The 18,326-nt window shown below is 65.7% G+C and carries 16 protein-coding genes; 5 read left to right on the top strand and 11 right to left on the bottom strand.

Annotated elements, in window-relative coordinates; translation table 11 throughout:
• Nucleotides 1-2 precede the first annotated feature (2 nt).
• The 11 genes from L6D77_RS20505 to L6D77_RS20455 all read right to left on the bottom strand — a co-directional run bounded on the left by L6D77_RS20505 (nt 3) and on the right by L6D77_RS20455 (nt 12,596).
• Entirely contained in the window at nt 3-785 is a 783-nt protein-coding gene (locus tag L6D77_RS20505) for an outer membrane lipoprotein-sorting protein (protein ID WP_232881729.1), read from the bottom strand.
• Nucleotides 782-3,145, bottom strand: coding sequence for an ABC transporter permease (locus L6D77_RS20500; protein ID WP_232881731.1), 2,364 nt, complete (start codon nt 3,143-3,145; stop codon nt 782-784). The genes L6D77_RS20505 and L6D77_RS20500 overlap by 4 nt, the downstream gene beginning before the upstream one ends.
• Nucleotides 3,142-3,828 (bottom strand): ABC transporter ATP-binding protein, encoded by a 687-nt coding sequence (locus L6D77_RS20495; RefSeq protein WP_232881734.1) that lies wholly within the window; start codon nt 3,826-3,828, stop codon nt 3,142-3,144. The genes L6D77_RS20500 and L6D77_RS20495 overlap by 4 nt, the downstream gene beginning before the upstream one ends.
• A 16-nt stretch (nt 3,829-3,844) precedes the next feature.
• Entirely contained in the window at nt 3,845-4,972 is a 1,128-nt protein-coding gene (locus L6D77_RS20490) for a GNAT family N-acetyltransferase (RefSeq protein WP_232881736.1), read from the bottom strand.
• Entirely contained in the window at nt 4,969-5,421 is a 453-nt protein-coding gene (locus L6D77_RS20485; protein WP_232881738.1) for an SRPBCC family protein, read from the bottom strand. Before L6D77_RS20485 ends, L6D77_RS20490 begins: the two co-directional genes overlap by 4 nt.
• Nucleotides 5,421-8,021 (bottom strand): aminotransferase class III-fold pyridoxal phosphate-dependent enzyme, encoded by a 2,601-nt coding sequence (locus L6D77_RS20480; RefSeq protein ID WP_232881740.1) that lies wholly within the window; start codon nt 8,019-8,021, stop codon nt 5,421-5,423. Before L6D77_RS20480 ends, L6D77_RS20485 begins: the two co-directional genes overlap by 1 nt.
• Nucleotides 8,018-9,046 carry a fatty acid desaturase family protein gene (locus L6D77_RS20475; protein ID WP_232881742.1) on the bottom strand — a complete coding sequence of 343 codons (1,029 nt, stop codon included), beginning with the start codon at nt 9,044-9,046 and terminating at the stop codon, nt 8,018-8,020. Before L6D77_RS20475 ends, L6D77_RS20480 begins: the two co-directional genes overlap by 4 nt.
• Nucleotides 9,043-10,065, bottom strand: coding sequence for a hypothetical protein (locus L6D77_RS20470; RefSeq protein ID WP_232881744.1), 1,023 nt, complete (start codon nt 10,063-10,065; stop codon nt 9,043-9,045). The genes L6D77_RS20475 and L6D77_RS20470 overlap by 4 nt, the downstream gene beginning before the upstream one ends.
• Before the next feature lie 13 nt (nt 10,066-10,078).
• Nucleotides 10,079-10,345 (bottom strand): phosphopantetheine-binding protein, encoded by a 267-nt coding sequence (locus tag L6D77_RS20465; RefSeq protein WP_232881746.1) that lies wholly within the window; start codon nt 10,343-10,345, stop codon nt 10,079-10,081.
• 55 nt (nt 10,346-10,400) lie between these two features.
• Nucleotides 10,401-12,056 (bottom strand): AMP-binding protein, encoded by a 1,656-nt coding sequence (locus L6D77_RS20460; protein WP_232881748.1) that lies wholly within the window; start codon nt 12,054-12,056, stop codon nt 10,401-10,403.
• A 246-nt stretch (nt 12,057-12,302) separates the two neighbouring features.
• Nucleotides 12,303-12,596, bottom strand: coding sequence for a DUF1330 domain-containing protein (locus tag L6D77_RS20455; RefSeq protein ID WP_232881751.1), 294 nt, complete (start codon nt 12,594-12,596; stop codon nt 12,303-12,305).
• Between the two features lie 78 nt (nt 12,597-12,674).
• Between L6D77_RS20455 and ribBA the strand changes: the two genes are divergently transcribed.
• The 5 genes from ribBA (at nt 12,675) to L6D77_RS20430 (ending at nt 18,082) form a co-directional block, all read left to right on the top strand.
• Nucleotides 12,675-13,793 (top strand): bifunctional 3,4-dihydroxy-2-butanone-4-phosphate synthase/GTP cyclohydrolase II, encoded by a 1,119-nt coding sequence (gene ribBA / locus L6D77_RS20450; protein WP_236170117.1) that lies wholly within the window; start codon nt 12,675-12,677, stop codon nt 13,791-13,793.
• Between the two features lie 365 nt (nt 13,794-14,158).
• Entirely contained in the window at nt 14,159-15,184 is a 1,026-nt protein-coding gene (locus tag L6D77_RS20445) for an ABC transporter substrate-binding protein (protein WP_232881754.1), read from the top strand.
• Entirely contained in the window at nt 15,181-16,098 is a 918-nt protein-coding gene (locus L6D77_RS20440) for an ABC transporter permease (protein WP_232881756.1), read from the top strand. Before L6D77_RS20445 ends, L6D77_RS20440 begins: the two co-directional genes overlap by 4 nt.
• A 6-nt stretch (nt 16,099-16,104) precedes the next feature.
• Nucleotides 16,105-16,914, top strand: a complete 810-nt coding sequence (locus L6D77_RS20435; protein ID WP_110996573.1) for an ABC transporter permease — start codon at nt 16,105-16,107, stop codon at nt 16,912-16,914.
• Between the two features lie 19 nt (nt 16,915-16,933).
• Nucleotides 16,934-18,082: an ABC transporter ATP-binding protein gene (locus L6D77_RS20430; protein ID WP_232881758.1), complete on the top strand. Its 1,149-nt coding sequence runs from the start codon at nt 16,934-16,936 to the stop codon at nt 18,080-18,082.
• Nucleotides 18,083-18,326: the final 244 nt, after the last annotated feature.

Genomic DNA, 18,326 nt, shown 5'->3' with positions numbered 1-18,326 from the left:
CCTTAGCGTTCGGTGCGCAGCGCGCGCTGGCTGAACTGGCTGTCGGCCAGCCCAGGGTTGATCTGGTCCTGCACCGTGACCAGGCGCGTGCTCTTGTTCTGCAACAGGTTGAACATGGTCTGCGCGGTCGGCCGCGGGAAGCCGTCCTGGGTCTTGAGCGCATCGGCCTTGAGCTGCTTGGCCAGGCGGCCATCCGCGCCGTAGTAATCGACCTGCACCGGGTACAGCGAGGCCTGTTCGATGTAGTACACCTTGCGCGCATAACCCGAGGCACCGGCCTCGTCGGCCTTGGGCCGCGCCTCCACCTGCTGGCAGGCTGCCCAGGCCAGGCACGGCTGCGCGGTGCCGACCAGGCTGAAGTCATGGCGGGGCAGCTTGTAGTCCTCGAAGTCCTCGTAGGTGAAGTCGGTGCCCATGAACCAGTTCTGCTTCTGCGAACCGGCAAGCCGCCGCAGGCTGCGGGTGGAGGGCGTGTAGGACCAGATATCGTTGGCTGCCTCGCCGCGGTCCTCGATCAGCAGGCCGACATTTTTCACCGCCTCTGGCGCGCTGAAGCGCACCAGGGTGCTCTTGCGATCGCCCATGCGCTTGTCCAGCCTGACCATGTCGCGCACGAAGGTGGTCTCGCCGGCCTTGGCCAGCTCCATCCGGTAAGTCACTTGCTCGTCTGCGGCGCGAATGCGCTCGTCGGAGCGGCGCATCAGGGCCATGGCTGCATCGTCGGCAAACGCAGGCAAGGCAAAGCAGGCGGCCAGGCAGCAGCCGCCGAACAGTTTGACGATCATCCGAAGTTCCTCAATTTCAACGTGTCGACGGCTTCGATCCGCAGCACATGGCGGACCGCCGGGAAGGCAGCCAGGGGAATGAACAACAGCGCAGGCACCAGCACCCGCAGGAAGTCAGCCAGCGCCGGGTCGGTATTGATCTTGAACCAGACATCGGCGAGCCGGTGGTTGAGCACAAAGCCCAGGCCGAACCCCAGGGGCACGGCAACCAGCGCCGCGCCCAGGGCGATCATCAGGGTTTCGCCATACATCACCGCACACACCGTGCGGTCGCTGAACCCGAGGATACGCAGCACGCCGTATTCGGCACGCCGCCCGACAATCGCGAAGTTGGTACTGGTGATGGTGAACAGCAAGGCGATGATGATGCTCATCAGCGCACTGATGTGGATGATCACCCAGATATGCCCACTGATCTGCAGGATCGCGGCGACGATGTCCTGGCGGGACGTTACCCGCACAACGCCGGGCTCGCGGTACAACCCTGCATCGATGACCTCGCGGCCATCGCTGCCGGCCAACAGGTAGGCACCGGTGAACTGCTCCTGCAGGCCCAGCATGCGCTGGGCGAACCCGCGCGGGGCAATGACTTCACCGGGGACCGCACCGGAAAACACCCCCACCACGGTGGCAGGATACTCGCTGCCCCGTACCCGCAGGTGCACGCTGGCGCCGGGCACGATGCCGTGGGAGGCCGCCAGGCGTCGCTCCAGGACCACGGCCTGGTCATCGCCAGCGGCAAGCATGCGTCCCTCGGTGAGGTTGACATGGCGCACCTCGTCGGCAGGCTCGATGCCCAGCAGGAAGGCATTGTCGAGCTTGTCGTGGTCGGCGATCTGCGCGCCACCCTTGACGAAGGTGGACCATCGGCTGCCCGGCACGGCGTCTTCAAGCCGGGCCAGGTCCTCGTTCCACCACGGCGCGTCGAGGTCCACCACCCGGCTCCACTGGTCGCGCTCGACATTGCCGATGGCCGTGCGCTCCATCGAGGTCAGCGAAATGTAGAACGCGATGGTGATCGCGATACTGGCCGACATCGCCAGCAGCGTGACCAGGCTGATGCGCCAGCTGCGCAGCAGGTTGCGCAGCGCATAGCGGAACCAGAACGGCCCGGGCACACGGCGCGCAAGCTCGACCAGGCGCATTGCCAGCGGTTGCTCGCGCGAGGCGCCCTGGTCGCGCAGCGCGTCCATCGGGGTGATGCGCAGGATCTCGCGCATGGGCAGGTACATGCCGGCCAGGATGGTCGTCACCAGCACCCCTACCGCCGCCGCCAGGTAGGCCGGTTTGAAGGCAAGGTCAGGCGAGGGCATGCCGATGGCCTTGGCATAGTTGACGCCGAAGGCGTACATGTCGAACAGCGCCAGCGCCAGGCCTGCAACTGCCGCCACCAGCATCAGCAGCAACACCGGCAGGCTGTAGGCCAGCAGCACTTGCCAGCGGTGGTAGCCCAGGGTCAGGAACATCGCAATCAGCGGCTGCTCTTCGCGGGCCCATTGGTACATCAGGAAGAACACCACCAGGGTCGATGAAACCGCGAAAATCAATACCACTGTCGGCAGGAAGACCTTGAAGGTATTGAGGTCCAGCTCGAGGAACTTCTGGCTGAACTGCTCCTGTCGGGTCATCGCGTAGTCCACGGCCAGGCGGGTCTGGGCGCGTGCGGTGACTTCGGCCTTGAACGCCACCGGGTCGCTACCGTCGCGCATGCCCAGCAGCAGGCTGTTGACCGCCTCGAAGCCCAGGCGATCGGCCATTACCGCGCGGTCGGCATACAACACGCACAACGAGCCGTTGGTGGGCACATACACTGCCGGGTTCAAGGGTGCTACCAGGTATTCGGGGCTTTGCGCGATACCCGTCACCGTCAGCAGGTAACGCGCTTGGCCGGCCTGGAAGTCGACTTGCGCCCCGATGCCCAGGTGGTGGTAGGCGGCGCAGTTGCGCTCGACCACCACCGAACGGTTGTCCCCCGCCGCCGGCAGGCGGCCCTCGGTCAGCGCCAGGCGGTTGACCCGGGTGAAGTCTTCGGCCGGCATGCTCACCAGCAGCGCCGCGGTGGCCTGGGCCTGGCCCAATGGCAGCAGGCCTGGCGACAGCAGCCGCTGGTGCACCTGGGCCACCGTCGGCAAGTCGCCAAAGCGAGGAACGTTGATCTGATCCTCGGTGCCGATCACCAGTTCCAGGTCAGCCATGGCGCTGGCGGACTGGATCTGCTCGACGGTGTCGAACAGGCTGTCGATCGAGGAGTAGGCGCCGGCGACCACGCCAAAGGTCGAGGCGCAGATCATCGCGATGGTCAACAGGCGGTAACGGATGCTGCGGACCGAGCGCAGCACATGCCGCGTCAGCATGCTCATCGCGCCACCGGCTGCAGGCGGCCGTCACGCATGTCGAAGACCAGGTCGGCGTGCTCGCCCAGGCTCGGGTTGTGGGTCACCAGCACCACGGTCACGCGCTTGTGTTCGCGCATCTGGCGCAACAGCTCGAACACCTGCATGCCGGTCTGCTCGTCCAGGCTGCCAGTCGGCTCATCGGCCAGAATCAGCGCAGGCTCCTTGATCAGCGCCCGGGCGATGGCCACTCGCTGCTGCTGGCCTCCCGAGAGGCGCGCCGGAAAGCGCTCGGCGTACTCCGCAAGGCCTACCTTGTCCAGATAATGCATGGCCAGCTGGTGATCCTGAGCGGTCAACCGACGCAGGGGCTCAAGGCCGGTCAGCACGTTCTCCTTCACCGTCAGGGTCGGGATCAGGTTGTGGAACTGAAAGATGAAGCCGACATCCCGCGCCCGAAAACGCCCGAGCCCGGCACTGTCGAGGGCGTCCAGGCGCTGGCCGGCCACGCTGACCTCGCCGCTGTCGCCGCGGTCCAGCCCGCCGATGATGTTGAGCAGCGTGGTCTTGCCGGACCCGGACATGCCCCGCACCACCGTCATGCTCGCCGGTGGCAGGCGCAAATGGATGTCGTCGAGCACCAGGGCAGAGCCATCGCCGCTCTTGTAGCGTTTGTTCAAACTGCGGATTTCGATCAGCGGTACGTCCATGAACGGTTGCATCCTGTCATTCGAATGAGGGCGCCAAGACGCGCCGGAACACGCCGTAGCGCTTGGTACGCTGCATGCCGATGTTGCGTGCCAACACATAGCTCGAAGGGTTGCGGTCATCGATCCACATGGTGTCTACCCGGGCATAGCGCTGTTGCACGTAGCGGCGCATGCGCAGTGCCAGCAAACGCCCCAGCCCGCCGCCCTGCACCTGGCTGCTGGCGCCGATCAAGGCAATCACTGCCCCGTCCACCGCACGCCGGTAGCGCCCGAGGCGCAGCAGGTCGAGCAGGCGCAGGCGACCACCCAGACGTTGCAGGATCTGGTTGAGGTCCGGCAGCACCACGAAGAACGCCATCGGCTCGCCATCGACCTCGACCACCTCGACCCCTTGCAGGTCGACGAACGCACGCATCGAGTCCACCAGAAAACCAAAACTCGCCGGGGTCAGTGGGGTGACCTCGTGGTTGCCCTCAAACGCGTTGTTGAACAATTGGCGGATTTCCTCCAGCCCACCCTTGAGGTCTGCCGCCGTGGCCTGGCGCACGTGGACCTGGCGCCCAGGCAACAGGTCCTCGGCATCGCGCTCGCGACGCGGTTTGGCCGCCGCCACCTCGGTGCCGTAGGTACTGAAGGTGAAGGCCTGCTCGAAGCCTTGGTCGGCGAGCACCTGCGCATACCAGAGCGGGTTGTAGGTCTGCAGCAAGGTCGGGGCGCGGCCGTCGAGGTTTTCCAGCAGCAGCGCCGCATCCTGGTTGGGGGTGAAGCTGTAGGGGCCGGACAGCACCTGCTTGCCGTGGCTGCGCGCCCACTGGCAGGCAGCCTCCAGCAACGCTGCGCCAACCTCGCGCCGGGCGCAGGTTTCGAAGAAGCCGAAGAAGGCATGTTCGTCACCGAAACGTGCGTTGTAGGCATGGTGCACACAGGTGCTGATGCGCCCCACCACCTCGCCATGCTCGTCGCAGGCGACAAACAAGGTGATCTGCGCCTCGCCGAACACCGGGTTGTGCCGCGGGGAAAGCTGGCGGCGCATGTCACGGCGCAATGGCGGCACCCACAACGGGTCGTCGGCATAAAGACGAAACGGCAGCTCGATGAACGCGTCGAGATCGCGCCGCGTGAGCACAGGCCGGACCTGGATCATGGCGCCTCCAGCAGCACGAGCATGTTGCGGTGGCGCGCATCGAAGATCCGCGCCATGTAACGGTCGACCACCAGCCGTTCGAGCAACCGCCCGCCAATGGCGGCGTAGGTCACCTTGTCGGTGTACAGCGTGCCGCCCTCGGCGGCCTGCACCCGGTGCTCGTGGCGGAAGGCGCGCAAGGGCCCCTTGAGCATCTCGTCGATGAAGAACGCATTGTCATGCACTTCACGGATGCACACCGTCCAGTTGGCGGGCAGGCAATTGAACATCCAGTGACGAAAGCGAAATACCCGCCCTTGTTCGATGCGCAGGTCGCCAGGGTCGACCTGGCCGCGCGGGGTGATGCGCTCGGGGAAGATCTTCGGAAAATTGGCGCCGTCCAGGCAGAACTCGAAGACTTCCTCGGGCGTGCGCCGAGGGATCAGGGTGGTGCGCTCCAGGGTCGGCATCAGGCCATCTCCCCCGCCGCCTGGGCGAACTGTGCGGCATAGCGCTGCCAGGTGTGCGGGGCCATGGCGCGGTCGAAGCTGCGCAACCCGGCCAAGGCGAAGCCATGTTCGCGGGCCAACCGCTGCACCAGCGCCAGGTCGGCGTCCTCAAGGTCCAGGCCGAGGCTTGCATGGCCACGGTGGCGCCCCAGTGCCAGCATCATGGTTTCGGCCATGCAGGCGTAGGTCAGGTCATCGGGGATGCCGTAGCGCGACCCCAGCCTGGCGTCACCGGGCATGCTCACGATGCCGCCATCGAGCACCAGTACGTCCGGGCGCTCTTCGGCCACCGCCAGGCTGACATTGGCCGGCCTGGAGATGTCGCAGAGGATCGCCCCGGGGCGAATCACCCCTGGCTCGATGAAACGGTTGGCGCTGCTGGTGGCCACCAGCACCACATCCGCCTCGGCCAAGGCCTGGTTCAGATCGTTGCTCCAGTGCAGCGGGCTGCTGTTGCGCTCGTACAACCGCTGCGCCAGGGCCTGTGCCTGGGCCTCGTCCAGCGGTGGGGCCAGCGCCTGCAGCACGCTGCCGGGCGCCACTTCGGCAACCCGGGCGTATTGCAGGATGCGCTTGATCACCGAAATGAAGCGCGGGCCGTTGAAGCGCGCGCTCTGCGGATTGCCTACCAGGGTCAGGCGCCCGGCCTGCGCCGCCATCAGGCGTGCCGCCGCCGAACCGATGCTGCCACTGGCGCCTACCACCGCCACGTGCATGTCCTGCATGCGCCGCCCGGTACGCTGGACGGCCAGTGCCGCCGCCTCGATGGCCGTCAACAAGGTGTAGCTGTTGCCCGTGGTCAGGTCCATACCGGCGTCGGCCAGGCGCAGGCCGCCACCGGTCACGATCGAAGTATGGCCACCCAGGCCCACTCGGGTAGCGCCGCGCTGCCGGGCCATGTCGATCGCCTGGCCAACCAGCGCGCAGGCGTCCTCCACGGGCAACTCGGCCATCTGCTCGGCAGACCGCGGCAGCATGATCAGGTCCAGCGTCGCCGCCTGCCCGGCCGACGGTGAGCGCAAGGCCACGGTGGAGACGAAAAACGGTTCCAGCAGCGGGTTCAGGCGCGTCTGCATCTGCTGCAGGGCAGTTGCGCCAAAATGGCCCAGGCTTTCGTCGAATTCGGCGTAGTTGGCCAGGTCGAGCGGGTGGAGAATGAATGCCGCATGCTCGCCACTGGCGGGCTGGGCGAACGACCAGTGCTGGCCGTGCTGCGCAGGCTGTGCGACAGGCAGCGCCATGGCCCCCACCAGGTGCGCCAGAAGCGCCCCGGTCTGGCCCTCGGCCAACAACGCAAGGCAGCGTGAAAGCCCTTCGATGAACGCTTCGCAGGCCTGCCGGCCTGCAATCAAGGGGGGCTCGACCCGCATCACGCTGGCCCCGTTCAGCGTGGGAGCAACGCGAATGCCCTCGACATTGAGCAGGTACGAAGCCAGTACCGGGACCAGGCTTTGCTGCTCGGCCATCAGGCCGAGAAACGCCCCGTGAAACTGCGCAAAGTCCTGCCGCGTCAGGGCGAACTCGATGCCGATCAGGTACCCCTCGCCGCGCACCTGGGCAATGAAGGGGTAACGGCTTGCCAGCGCCTGCAACTGTTCGAGCAGCCAACGCCCGTTGCTGGCGACCGCGTCGATCAGCCCTGGGCGGCGGATCATCTCCAGGGCCTTGAGGCCGATCCGACAGGCCAGGGTGTTGCCACCGAAGGTAGACGAGTGCCGGGTCTGGAAGGCTTCGCTGTAGGCGTTTTCGCCCAGCAGGCAAGCACCGATCGGCATCACGCCGCCGCCCAGCGCCTTGGCCAGCAACAGGCAGTCGGCACGCACGCCTTCGCTGGCGAACAGCTTGCCGGTGCGCCCAAGGCCTGTCTGGATCTCATCGATGATCAGCAGCACGCCGTAGGCATCGCAGGCCTCACGCAGCTGCTGCAAGTAACCGGCAGGGGGTACGTTGATGCCGCCCTCCCCCTGGATCGGTTCGACGATGACAGCGGCAAAATGCTCGGGGGCAGCGGCAAGCCGTTCGCGCACGGCCGCAGCATCACCGAAGTCGACGAAGGCAAAACCCGGCAGCGGCGTGTGGAAACCTTCCTGGTACTTGTCGGAACCGGTGGCCGACAGCGCGCCGAGGGTCTTGCCATGGAAGCTGTTGCGCATCGACAGGATGCCCGCACGCCCGGTGGCCACGCGGCAGGCCTTGATCGCCGCCTCGACGGTTTCGGCGCCGCTGTTCTGGAAGGTGACGCTGCGCAGGTTGCCCGGCGCGATGGCCAGCAGCGCTGCCGCCAGTTCGCCGCTGGCCACCAGGCTGGAAGGCTGCACGAAGTTCGGCTCGCCACTGGCTGCATGCTCGACCAGCACCTGCATCAGCTCTGCCGGGCCATGGCCGAACGGCAGTGCGCCGTAAGCCCCCAGAAAGTCGAGGTAGGCACGGCCCTGTTGGTCAAACAGGTGGCAGCCGTCGCCGCGCACGTATTGCTTGTCCAGGCCGATGCGCCGGGTCAGTTCGCCAACCACCGGGTTGACGTATTGCTCGAAAGCGGTGGGTTGCTGCCAGCTGTTCATGGGCGAGCCTCGGTTTGCATTGGGCGGGCGACGCCTTGGCTGGCGTCGCAAGTCAGTCGGTAGAGTTCGGTGCAGTTGCCGCCCAGTGCCAGCAAGCGGCGATGGGCTTCGCCCATGGCGTGGTAGGGCAAGGCCGGCAGCAGGTGATGAAGCGCGTGATAACGCTGCCCAAGGGGCTCGAACAGCTCCAGCCAGGCACCGGCCAGGTCGTGGGTGCGCGAATCGAGCAACTGTTCGCCGAACGACAGCACCTGGCCATCGCCCTCGTAGCGGTGGGCAAGGCAGGTGCGCAGCAAGTTGATCGCCAGCACCAGGTAGATCACCAGCAGGTACCAGCCCGCCCAGGCTTGAGGCATCGCTGCGTAGGCCAGCAGCGCTGTCAGCCCCCAGGCCCAGAGCGTGCTCAAACCCTCGAGCAGATGGTTGTAGCGGGCCTTGCGGCGCATGCGTTGAACGTTGTTGCGGTAGGCGCCGTGCAGGGTCACCGCGCTGAAACGCTGCAACACCAACTCGCGCAGCCGCGGGCTGAACCATGACAGCGGCCCGACCACGGCAAAGCGCAACCACAGCAGCAGCGGGGTCAGCAGCGTCCCCAGCAACAACACCGCCAGGCTGCGCCAGTAGCGATGGGCGAGCGGCAGGTACTCAGGGTCCTGAGTGGTGCCGTAGCGCGACGCGCTGTGATGATCCGCATGGCTGACATAGAGAAAGGACGGCAGCATCAGCGGGATGCCGCACACCAGGTTCCAGGCCAGGTTGAAACCCGGCACCGCACGGTCGGGCATGTGCGCCAGTTCATGGATGAACATTGCCAGGCGGTACAAGCCCAACACCGCGCACAGCAGCCACAGCGGCCATGCCCCTTGCCCCACGGCCAACTGCGTCAGGCTGCCCCAGCACACCAGTGCGGTGAGGGTCAGGTCGAGCCAGTACACGCCGCGCCGGTGCTTGCGCAGGTCGGCGATCAGTGGCAGGCACGTCTGTGCCAGCTCGCGCCCGCTGACTGCGGGACCGCCCTGCTTCATTGACGTTTCCAAATCACACCATCCAGGTAGAAGTGATGCAGGACCACGATCAGCGGAACCAGGCCGGCCGATGGAAGCTCCAGGCTGAGTACCAGCAGGCTGGTCAGGCCCAGGCTTGCGACCCACAGCCAACGCTGCTCACGCATGTGCCGCACCAGGCGGTACCCACGCCCCAGCACACCCCCCACCGGCGGCTGCTGCGCGCTGCGCTCAAGGCCTTGAAGCACGGTGGAGGCGCACACCAGGTGGTACTGCAGCGCGTGGATGCTGGTGCCAATGAGAATCAGCGCATACAGGTCGCCCACCAGCAGGTAGGCGATGTTGTACAAGCCCAGTGCCCCGCCCAGCATCACCAGCACGAAGCCCGGCAGGCCCTGGCCGGCCCTGCGCTGCGCCACCTGCAGCACGACCAGGCGCAGCAGCGCCACCGCGAATAGCGCATAGGCAGCCCAGGCCCATGCCGGGGCGAGCGCGGGCGTAGGCACCACGATGTTGGCGAACGGCAGCGGCTGGCCGAAAAACTGATAGTCACCGAAATGGAAGCCGCCATGGCTCACTCGATACACCAGCGGTGCCAGGAAGCCGCTGAGCACCAGGTCGCGGATCGGGCGCACATCCCCGCGGTAACCGCTCTTGCGTGCATACAGTGAAGCCACGCCGAAATGCTGCTTGCACACATGATAGGGCTGCCAGTACACCCAGATCGCCACCAGCCAGGCGTAGGCGCCGGCCCAGTACAACCCGCCGCACAGCAGGCCGATAAAGGCCAGGCTGGCGAAGAAGCGCAACTGATGACGCCTGAACAACTGCGGTTCGCTCAACAGCCGAATATGGGTGTGCAGCACGTGAGGCACGTCCAGCACCAAGGCGAACAGTGCCGCAACGATGATGAAGGCCGGCCCGTGGACAATCGCCACGAACAGCGCCAGGGAAATCAACGGCCCTGCGACCAGCACGGTCAAGGTATCGGCCCTTTGGCTGATGAACCAGCGCGGGGAAACCCGGGATTGCACGGACATGGCGGGCCTCCTCTCAGGACGCCACGGCGGCGGGCGACCCGCTGGCCGTGGCCAGCCAGTGGCCCAGTTCGGCCAACGGCGTGAAGCCGTCGACCCCGTCACGCTGCTCGGCCACATCAAGCCTGGCCTGCAGCTCCGACAGCAAGGTGAGCTGGCCGAGCGAGTCCAGGCCCAGATCCACCAGGCAATCCTGTGGGCGCAGCGGCACATGCTGCAAATGAGCCGGCAACAGCCCCTGGCCGGACATTTCACGAATGGTGGTGCAGATGAACTCGAACACGGTCGCTCCTTGCGGGTTCGCAATAAGGGATTGAAGAGAGGGTGAAGCGTTTGGCTCAGGCCGGGTCGGCAAGGGCCGGCAGCGGGTCAAGCTGCTGTTGCAAGTAGGCCTCGCGCAACAAGGCGCGCTGGATCTTGCCGCTGGTGGTGCGCGGCATGTCGGCCCGGCGGATCAGAACCAGGTTGTCGACCTGCACCCCCGCTGCGGCCACTGCAGCCCGCGACACCTGTGCCAGCAAGGCAGGCTGGGCATCGGGCTCGACAGGCTTGCCGGCAATGGCCACCACTACGCGCTCGCAGGCCTGGCGCGCATCCAGGCAGGAAAATGCCGCCACCGAACCGGGCGGTAGCTCCAGGGCCTGCTCTACTGCCCATTCGACGGCCTGCGGGCTGACGTTGACGCCGGCCCGGGTGATCAAGTCCTTGCTGCGCCCGGTGATGTACAACTGGCCATCGTGGACAAAGCCGATATCGCCGGTTGCATACCAGTCCTCAGGCGTCGGCCGCACAGGCTCGCGCCCCAGGTAGCGGCGCATCACCGCCTCGCCACGCAGGCGGATCTGCCCCAGGCGCCCGTCTGGCAAGCCATGCCCCTGCTCATCACAGACCTGCAGTTGCACCCCGGCCAGCGGCCAGCCGTTACCCAGCAGCGGTACCGCCTGCGCATCGTCGGCCGGCAAGGGGTGAACTTCGCCACGGTTCAGGCGCGCGGGGTCTAGCCAGCACACCGGCAACGGTCGCCCGGGCGGGTTCAGCGTCACCGCGACCACCGCCTCGGCCATGCCATACGCGGGCTGAACCACATGCCGGGCCAGGCCATGGGCGGCATAGGCCTGTTCGAACGCACGAATGTGGGTGTGAAACACCGGTTCCGCGCCGACCCAGGCATAGCGCCAGCTGGAGAGGTCCAGTTGGCCGTGGCCAACGCGCGATGCAAAACGGCTGAGCAGCGCATAGGCAGACGTCGGTGCAGGCGACAGGCTGCCACGGTGCCGGGACAGCACCTGCAACCAGGACATCGGGTTGCGAGCGAACATGCGGCTGGGCATCAACACCAGTTCCGGGCCACGCCACCAGGCCATGGTCAGTGCCGACAACCCCATGTCGTGGTGCAGCGGCAACCAGCTGACCACGCAGTCTGCGGCGCTGATCGCCACGCGCTCGGCGATTGCCGCGCAGTTCTGGCTGATCATCTGGTGGGTCAGGCATACCCCTTTGGGCTGGCCGGTGCTGCCGGAGGTGAACTGCACCAGCGCAAGGCCCTGGGCATGGGCGCGGCTGGGCTGCGGGGGCTCGGGCTGCGGGGTCAGCACCAGCGAGTCGATGAGCCGGGTGCGCTCGCGCCATTGGGCCGCCACATGCTCAAGCAGGTCTGCCTCCACCAGCACCAGCCCGGCATCCAGAACCTCGAGCATGGCATTGAAACGCCGGGCGTCGAGGCGCCCCGAGCCGCTGCCCAACTCGTGCGGCAGCAGACTCACCGCAAGCCCTTCGGCCCAGGCAGCCAGAATAGCGATGAAGACCCTGGCCGAGGTCGGCGCCGCGATCGCCACCACCGAGCCTGGCGCGCAGCCACGCAGTCGCTGGCGCACCGCGGCCAGTTGCTCGAGCAGTTGGGGCTGCTCGAGGCGCACCGGCCCTTCGGCGGTATAGAACGTCACACTGGCATGTTGCCGAGCCATCACGAGGTCGGGCAGTAGTGGCAGCGCCATGGCAACTCCTTTGCACTGGGCAAGACGCTGTCGCGTCTGTTCGTCCTGGCTGCCGGGCAATCCACCCGGCAGAAAATGTGCGGCGACGATATTGTCCGACAATCCTACTGGCAATATGCCGTTACCATTTCACTCTGGATTTTGTGAACTAGATCACAGTTTCAAGCCATAAAATCATTACAAGGAATTATTTTGACATTGACAAACGGCAATAACTTGTAATTTCAACTATCCAAACGGGTGGGCTCACCCCGGGATGCCCTCGACGATGATCACCTCGGCCATCGCCACCCCCTGGCGATGGCGACAGGCCTCCTGATACAAGTCCGAGCGATAGCACGCCAGCGCCTGCTCATACGAATCGAACTCGATCACCACGCTACGCTGAGGGGTAGGCCGCCCTTCCATCGCCTCGCTGCGCCCGCCGCGGGCGAGAAAGCGCCCACCGAAGGCAACGAACGCCGCCGGGGCGCGCTGGGTGTACTGCTGGTACTGCTGCGGGTCGGTGACGTCCACATGGGCGATCCAGTAGGCCTTCATCCGTCGTACTCCTGCTTCAGGGATATTTGTGTATGATGGTATACCATAAAAATCACCCGACCACCGTGAGCGTGCAGCATGGCATTCAACCGCATCGAAGAACTCCTCGAGGACTACCGGCAGGGCAAGATGGTCCTGCTGGTGGATGACGAAGACCGCGAAAACGAAGGCGACCTGCTGATCGCCGCCGAGCGTTGCGACGCCCAGGCCATCAACTTCATGGCCCGCGAGGCGCGTGGCCTGATCTGCCTGACCCTCACCGACGAACACTGCCAGCGCCTGGGCCTCGAACAGATGGTGCCGGCCAACGGCAGCGTATTCAGCACCGCCTTCACCGTGTCGATCGAGGCCGCCACGGGCGTCACCACCGGCATCTCCGCCGCCGACCGGGCCCGTACCGTGGCCTCCGCCATGGCCCCCGATGCGCGCGCTGAAGACCTGGTGCAACCCGGCCACATCTTCCCCCTGCGCGCTCGCGAAGGCGGTGTGCTGACCCGCGCCGGCCATACCGAAGCCGGCTGCGACCTGGCACGCCTGGCCGGTTTCACCCCGGCCTCGGTGATCGTCGAAGTGCTCAATGACGACGGCACCATGGCCCGCCGCCCGGACCTGGAAGTGTTCGCCGCCCGTCACGGGATCAAGATCGGCACCATCGCCGACCTGATCCACTACCGCCTGAGCACCGAGCAGACCATCAAGCGCATCGGCGAGCGCGAACTGCCCACCGTGCATGGCACTTTCCGCCTGGTCACCTATGAAGACCGCATCGAGGGCGGTGTGCACATGGCCATGGTCATGGGCGACATCCGCCGCGAACAGCCGACCCTGGTGCGCGTGCATGTGATCGACCCGCTGCGCGACCTGGTCGGCGCCGAATACGCCGGGCCCGCCAACTGGACCTTGTGGGCGGCGCTGCAGAAGGTGGCCGCGGAGGGGGCCGGGGTGGTGGTGATCCTCGCCAATCATGAGTCTTCCCAGGCACTGCTGGAACGCGTGCCACAGCTGACCCAGCCGCTGCGCCCGTACCAGCGCGGGCAGTCGAAGGTGTATTCGGAGGTCGGTACTGGCGCCCAAATCCTGCAGGATCTGGGCGTAGGCAAGCTGCGCCACCTGGGGCCGCCGCTCAAGTATGCAGGCCTTGCCGGGTATGAGCTGGAGGTGGTGCAGAGCATTCCGTTCGAGCCTGGGATGGTCTGATACGGCAAAGCGACACGGCCCCCTGTAGGAGCGGCCTTGTGCCGCGAAACGGGTGCGCAGCGCCCCCGGATCCTGAGTACACCTCAAGATTGCCGGGGCCGCTTTGCGGCCCTTTCGCGGCACAAGGCCGCTCCTACAGGGGGCAGTGTCGTTTTTGCGGGCAACAGAGTGATGGCCGGTCGCCCATCCCTCTTGCCAAAAGTTTGGAATACCATAATATGATATCCCGTAGACCTTGAATTTTTAGGCCGAACCTACAATCACAAGACGGCCACGCGACACACAGTGAAAGCAGCTCCCCGAACACTATTGGCGGGCGCACCACCAGCCCCGCCTCGAATAACAAAAGCAACGAGGGCGTAACCATGCTGTTGAGCAAACGAGTAACCGCAGTGCTGTCCGCCAGCCTGCTGACCCTGGCCTGCCAGGCCACCCAGGCGGCCGACAGCCTGAACTTCGTCAGTTGGGGCGGCACCACTCAGGACGCGCAGAAAGAAGCGTGGGCTGTGCCCTTCAGCAAAGCCACCAACATCAAGGTCGTGCAGGACGGCCCCACCGACTATGGCAAGCTCAAGGCCATGGTCGAGAGCGGCAACGTGCAGTGGGACGTGGTCGACGTCGAAGCCGACTTTGCCCTGCGCGCCGCCAGCGAAGGCCTGCTCGAACCCCTCGATTTCAACCAGATCAAGCGCGACAAGATCGACCCGCGCTTTGTCTCCGACCATGGCGTCGGCTCGTTCTTCTTCTCCTTCGTACTCGGCTACAACGAAGGCAAGCTCGGCGCCAACAAGCCCGTGGACTGGTCGGCGCTGTTCGACACCAAGACCTACCCCGGCAAACGCGCCCTGTACAAATGGCCCAGCCCCGGCGTGCTCGAACTGGCCCTGCTGGCCGACGGCGTAGCACCCGACAAGCTCTACCCGCTGGACCTGGACCGCGCCTTCAAGAAACTCGACACCATCAAGAAAGACATCGTCTGGTGGGGCGGCGGCGCCCAGTCGCAGCAGCTGCTGGCCTCGGGTGAAGCCTCGCTTGGGCAGTTCTGGAACGGCCGCGTGTATGCCCTGCAGCAGGACGGCGCGCCAGTCGGCGTGAGCTGGAAACAGAACCTGGTCATGGCCGATTTCCTGGTCATCCCCAAAGGCGCCAAGAACAAGGACGCGGCCATGAAGTTCCTGGCCAACGCCAGCAGCGCCGAAGGCCAGGCCGAGTTCGCCAACAAGACCGCCTATGCGCCGGTGAACGTCGACAGCGTTGCCAAGCTCGACAAGGACCTCGCCAAGAACCTGCCAACCGCCTACGCCCAGGACCAGGTCACCCTGGACTTCGCCTACTGGGCCAAGAACGGCCAGGCCATCGCCGCCCGCTGGAATGAGTGGCTGGTCAAATGAAAGTCGCCATCAATGCCCTGCACAACGCGCAAGGTGCCCCCAGCGGCACCGGCGCGCCACGGGCGGACGACCGCCGCCCACCCCTCAGCCAACGCTGGCGCGGCAGCCGCAACCTGTTGCCGGCCCTGCTCTTTCTTGGCCTGTTCTTCTTCGCCCCGCTGATCGGCCTGTTGCTGCGCGGCGTACTGGAGCCGGTGCCGGGGCTGGGCAACTACGAGCAACTGTTCGCCAACTCGGCCTACGCCCGGGTGCTGTTCAACACCTTCTCGGTGGCTGGCCTGGTGACCCTGATCAGCGTGCTGCTGGGCTTCCCGCTGGCCTGGGCGATCACCCTGGTGCCCAAGGGCTGGGGCCGTTGGCTGCTGAACATCGTGCTGCTGTCGATGTGGACCAGCCTGCTGGCGCGCACCTACTCCTGGCTGGTGCTGCTGCAGAGCTCGGGGGTGATCAACAAGCTGCTGATGGCGCTGGGCATCATCGATGCGCCGCTGGAGATGGTGCACAACCTCACCGGCGTGGTGATCGGCATGAGCTACATCATGATCCCGTTCATCGTGCTGCCGCTGCAGGCGACCATGCACGCCATCGACCCGATGGTGCTGCAGGCCGGCTCCATCTGCGGCGCCAGCCCCTGGACCAACTTCTGGAAGGTGTTCCTGCCGCTGTGCCGCTCGGGGCTGTTCTCCGGCGCACTGATGGTGTTCGTCATGTCGCTGGGGTACTACGTGACGCCGGCCCTGCTGGGCGGTGCGCAGAACATGATGCTGCCCGAGTTCATCATCCAGCAGGTGCAGTCGTTCCTGAACTGGGGCCTGGCCAGTGCCGCTGCCGCGCTGTTGGTGGTGATCACTCTGGTGCTCTTCTACCTGTACCTGAAACTGCAGCCGGAATCCCCGGTCGGTAACGCGAGGTAATCCGCCATGCTGCTGTCACCCAACGCCATGAGCCGCCCGTTGCGCACGGGCCTGTACCTGACCACCGGGGTCATTGCCGCGTTCCTGCTGCTGCCGGTGGTGTTCATCATCCTGCTGTCGTTCGGCTCGTCCCAGTGGCTGGTGTTCCCGCCACCGGGCTGGACCGTGAAATGGTACGTGCAGTTCTTCTCCAACCCCGAGTGGATGGACGCCGCGCTGGCCAGCCTCAAGGTCGCCGTGCTGACCACCTTCGCCGCCGTGGCCCTGGGCCTGCCCACCGCGTTCGCCCTGGTGCGCGGCCGCTTCCCGGGCCGCGAACTGCTGTACGGCCTGTTCACCATGCCGATGATCGTGCCGCTGGTGATCATCGCCGTGGCGGTGTACGCGCTGTTTCTCAAGCTGGGCTACACCGGCACGCTGTTCGCCTTCGTGGTCAGCCACGTGATCGTCGCCCTGCCCTTCACCATCATCTCGATCATCAACTCGCTGAAGCTGTTCGACCAGTCGATCGAGGATGCCGCGGTGATCTGCGGCGCCTCGCGCCTGCAGGCGATCGTCAAGGTGACCTTCCCGGCGATCCGCCCGGGGATGATCGCCGGCGGCCTGTTCGCCTTCCTGGTGTCGTGGGACGAGGTGGTGCTGAGCGTGATGATGGCCAGCCCCGACCTGCAGACCCTGCCGGTAAAAATGTGGACCACCCTGCGCCAGGACCTAAGCCCGGTGATCGCCGTCGCCTCGACGCTGCTGATCGGCCTGTCGCTGCTGGTCATGGTCATTGCCGCCGCCTTGCGCCGGCGCACCGAAAACAACGCTTGAGCGCCCGGAGAAAACAACAATGAGTGCAGTGATCAAAGACGACGCGCCGAACAAGACCCTGGTCAGCCTGCGCGGCCTGAACAAGCACTACGGCGACTTCACCGCCGTGGACAACCTCGACCTGGAGATCCAGGACGGCGAGTTCCTCACCTTCCTCGGCTCCAGCGGCTCGGGCAAGTCCACCACCCTGTCGATGCTGGCCGGGTTCGAAACGCCCAGCAGCGGCGAGATCCTGGTGGACGGCCAGTCGCTGGTCAACGTGCCGCCGCACAAGCGTGACATCGGCATGGTGTTCCAGCGCTACTCGCTGTTCCCGCACCTGAACGTGCGCGACAACATCGCCTTCCCCCTGGCCATCCGCAAGCTCGGCGCGGCCGAGACCAACAAGCGCGTGGACGCCATGCTCAAGCTGGTGCAGTTGGAGAAGTTCGCCCACCGCAAGCCCTCGCAGATGTCCGGCGGGCAGCAGCAGCGGGTGGCGATTGCCCGGGCACTGGTGTACGAGCCGCGCATCCTGCTGATGGACGAACCGCTCGGCGCGCTGGACAAGAAACTGCGTGAAGACCTGCAGGACGAGCTGCGTCAGCTGCATCGTCGGCTGGGGATCACCATCGTCTACGTGACCCATGACCAGGAAGAGGCGATGCGCCTGTCGCAGCGCATCGCGATCTTCAGCCACGGCAAGATTGTCGGGCTGGGCACGGGCTATGACCTGTACCAGAACCCGCCGAACGCGTTTGTCGCCTCGTTCCTGGGTAATTCGAATTTCCTGCGGATCAAGGCCAGCAGCCATGGCGCTGGTGGCTTCGAAGGGCAGCAGTTGGCCATTCGCCTGACCCCGGGGCTGGCGGCCGAGCAGGATGCGCTGATCATGGTGCGGCCGGAAAAGGCCTTGGCCTTGACGGTTGAGCAGGCGGCGCGCGAGCCGCTGCCGGCGGGGTGGAACGAGGTGGATGCCACGGTGGGTGAAGTGCTGTTCCTTGGGGAGAGCCAGACCTGCCATGTGGTGACTCAGGGGGGCACGGAGATGACGGTCAAGGCGCTGTCGGCGGCCGGGATGCCGATGCGGGCGGGGGATAAGGTCAAGGTGCGGTGGGCGGTGGCGGATGCCTGTATTTATACCGAGTGGGCTGAGAGTGATTTGAGTAAGGGGGCTGGGGCGCATTGATTGCGGGCCTTGGCTTCGGCTTCGGCTTCGGCTTCGGCTTCGGCTTCGGCTTCGGCTTCGGCTTCGGCTTCGGCTTTCAGAGTGTTGGTTTTGGTAGATGCATGCGCATTCGGCGGCGATGGCGACTTATAGTCACCTTTCCGCCCTTACGGCGGGTTACTTTGGTCGTGGCCAAAGTAACCAAAGCCGTTCGCTCCCATCATACGGCCCCTGCGCTGCGCTCCGGGGTCCCCTCGACTCCGGC

Origin of the sequence: Pseudomonas parasichuanensis, from assembly GCF_021601385.1 — a bacterium.
GTDB lineage: Bacteria > Pseudomonadota > Gammaproteobacteria > Pseudomonadales > Pseudomonadaceae > Aquipseudomonas > Aquipseudomonas parasichuanensis.
Note: the sequence above shows the minus strand (reverse complement) of the source record. Positions and strands in the feature narration are given on the sequence as shown.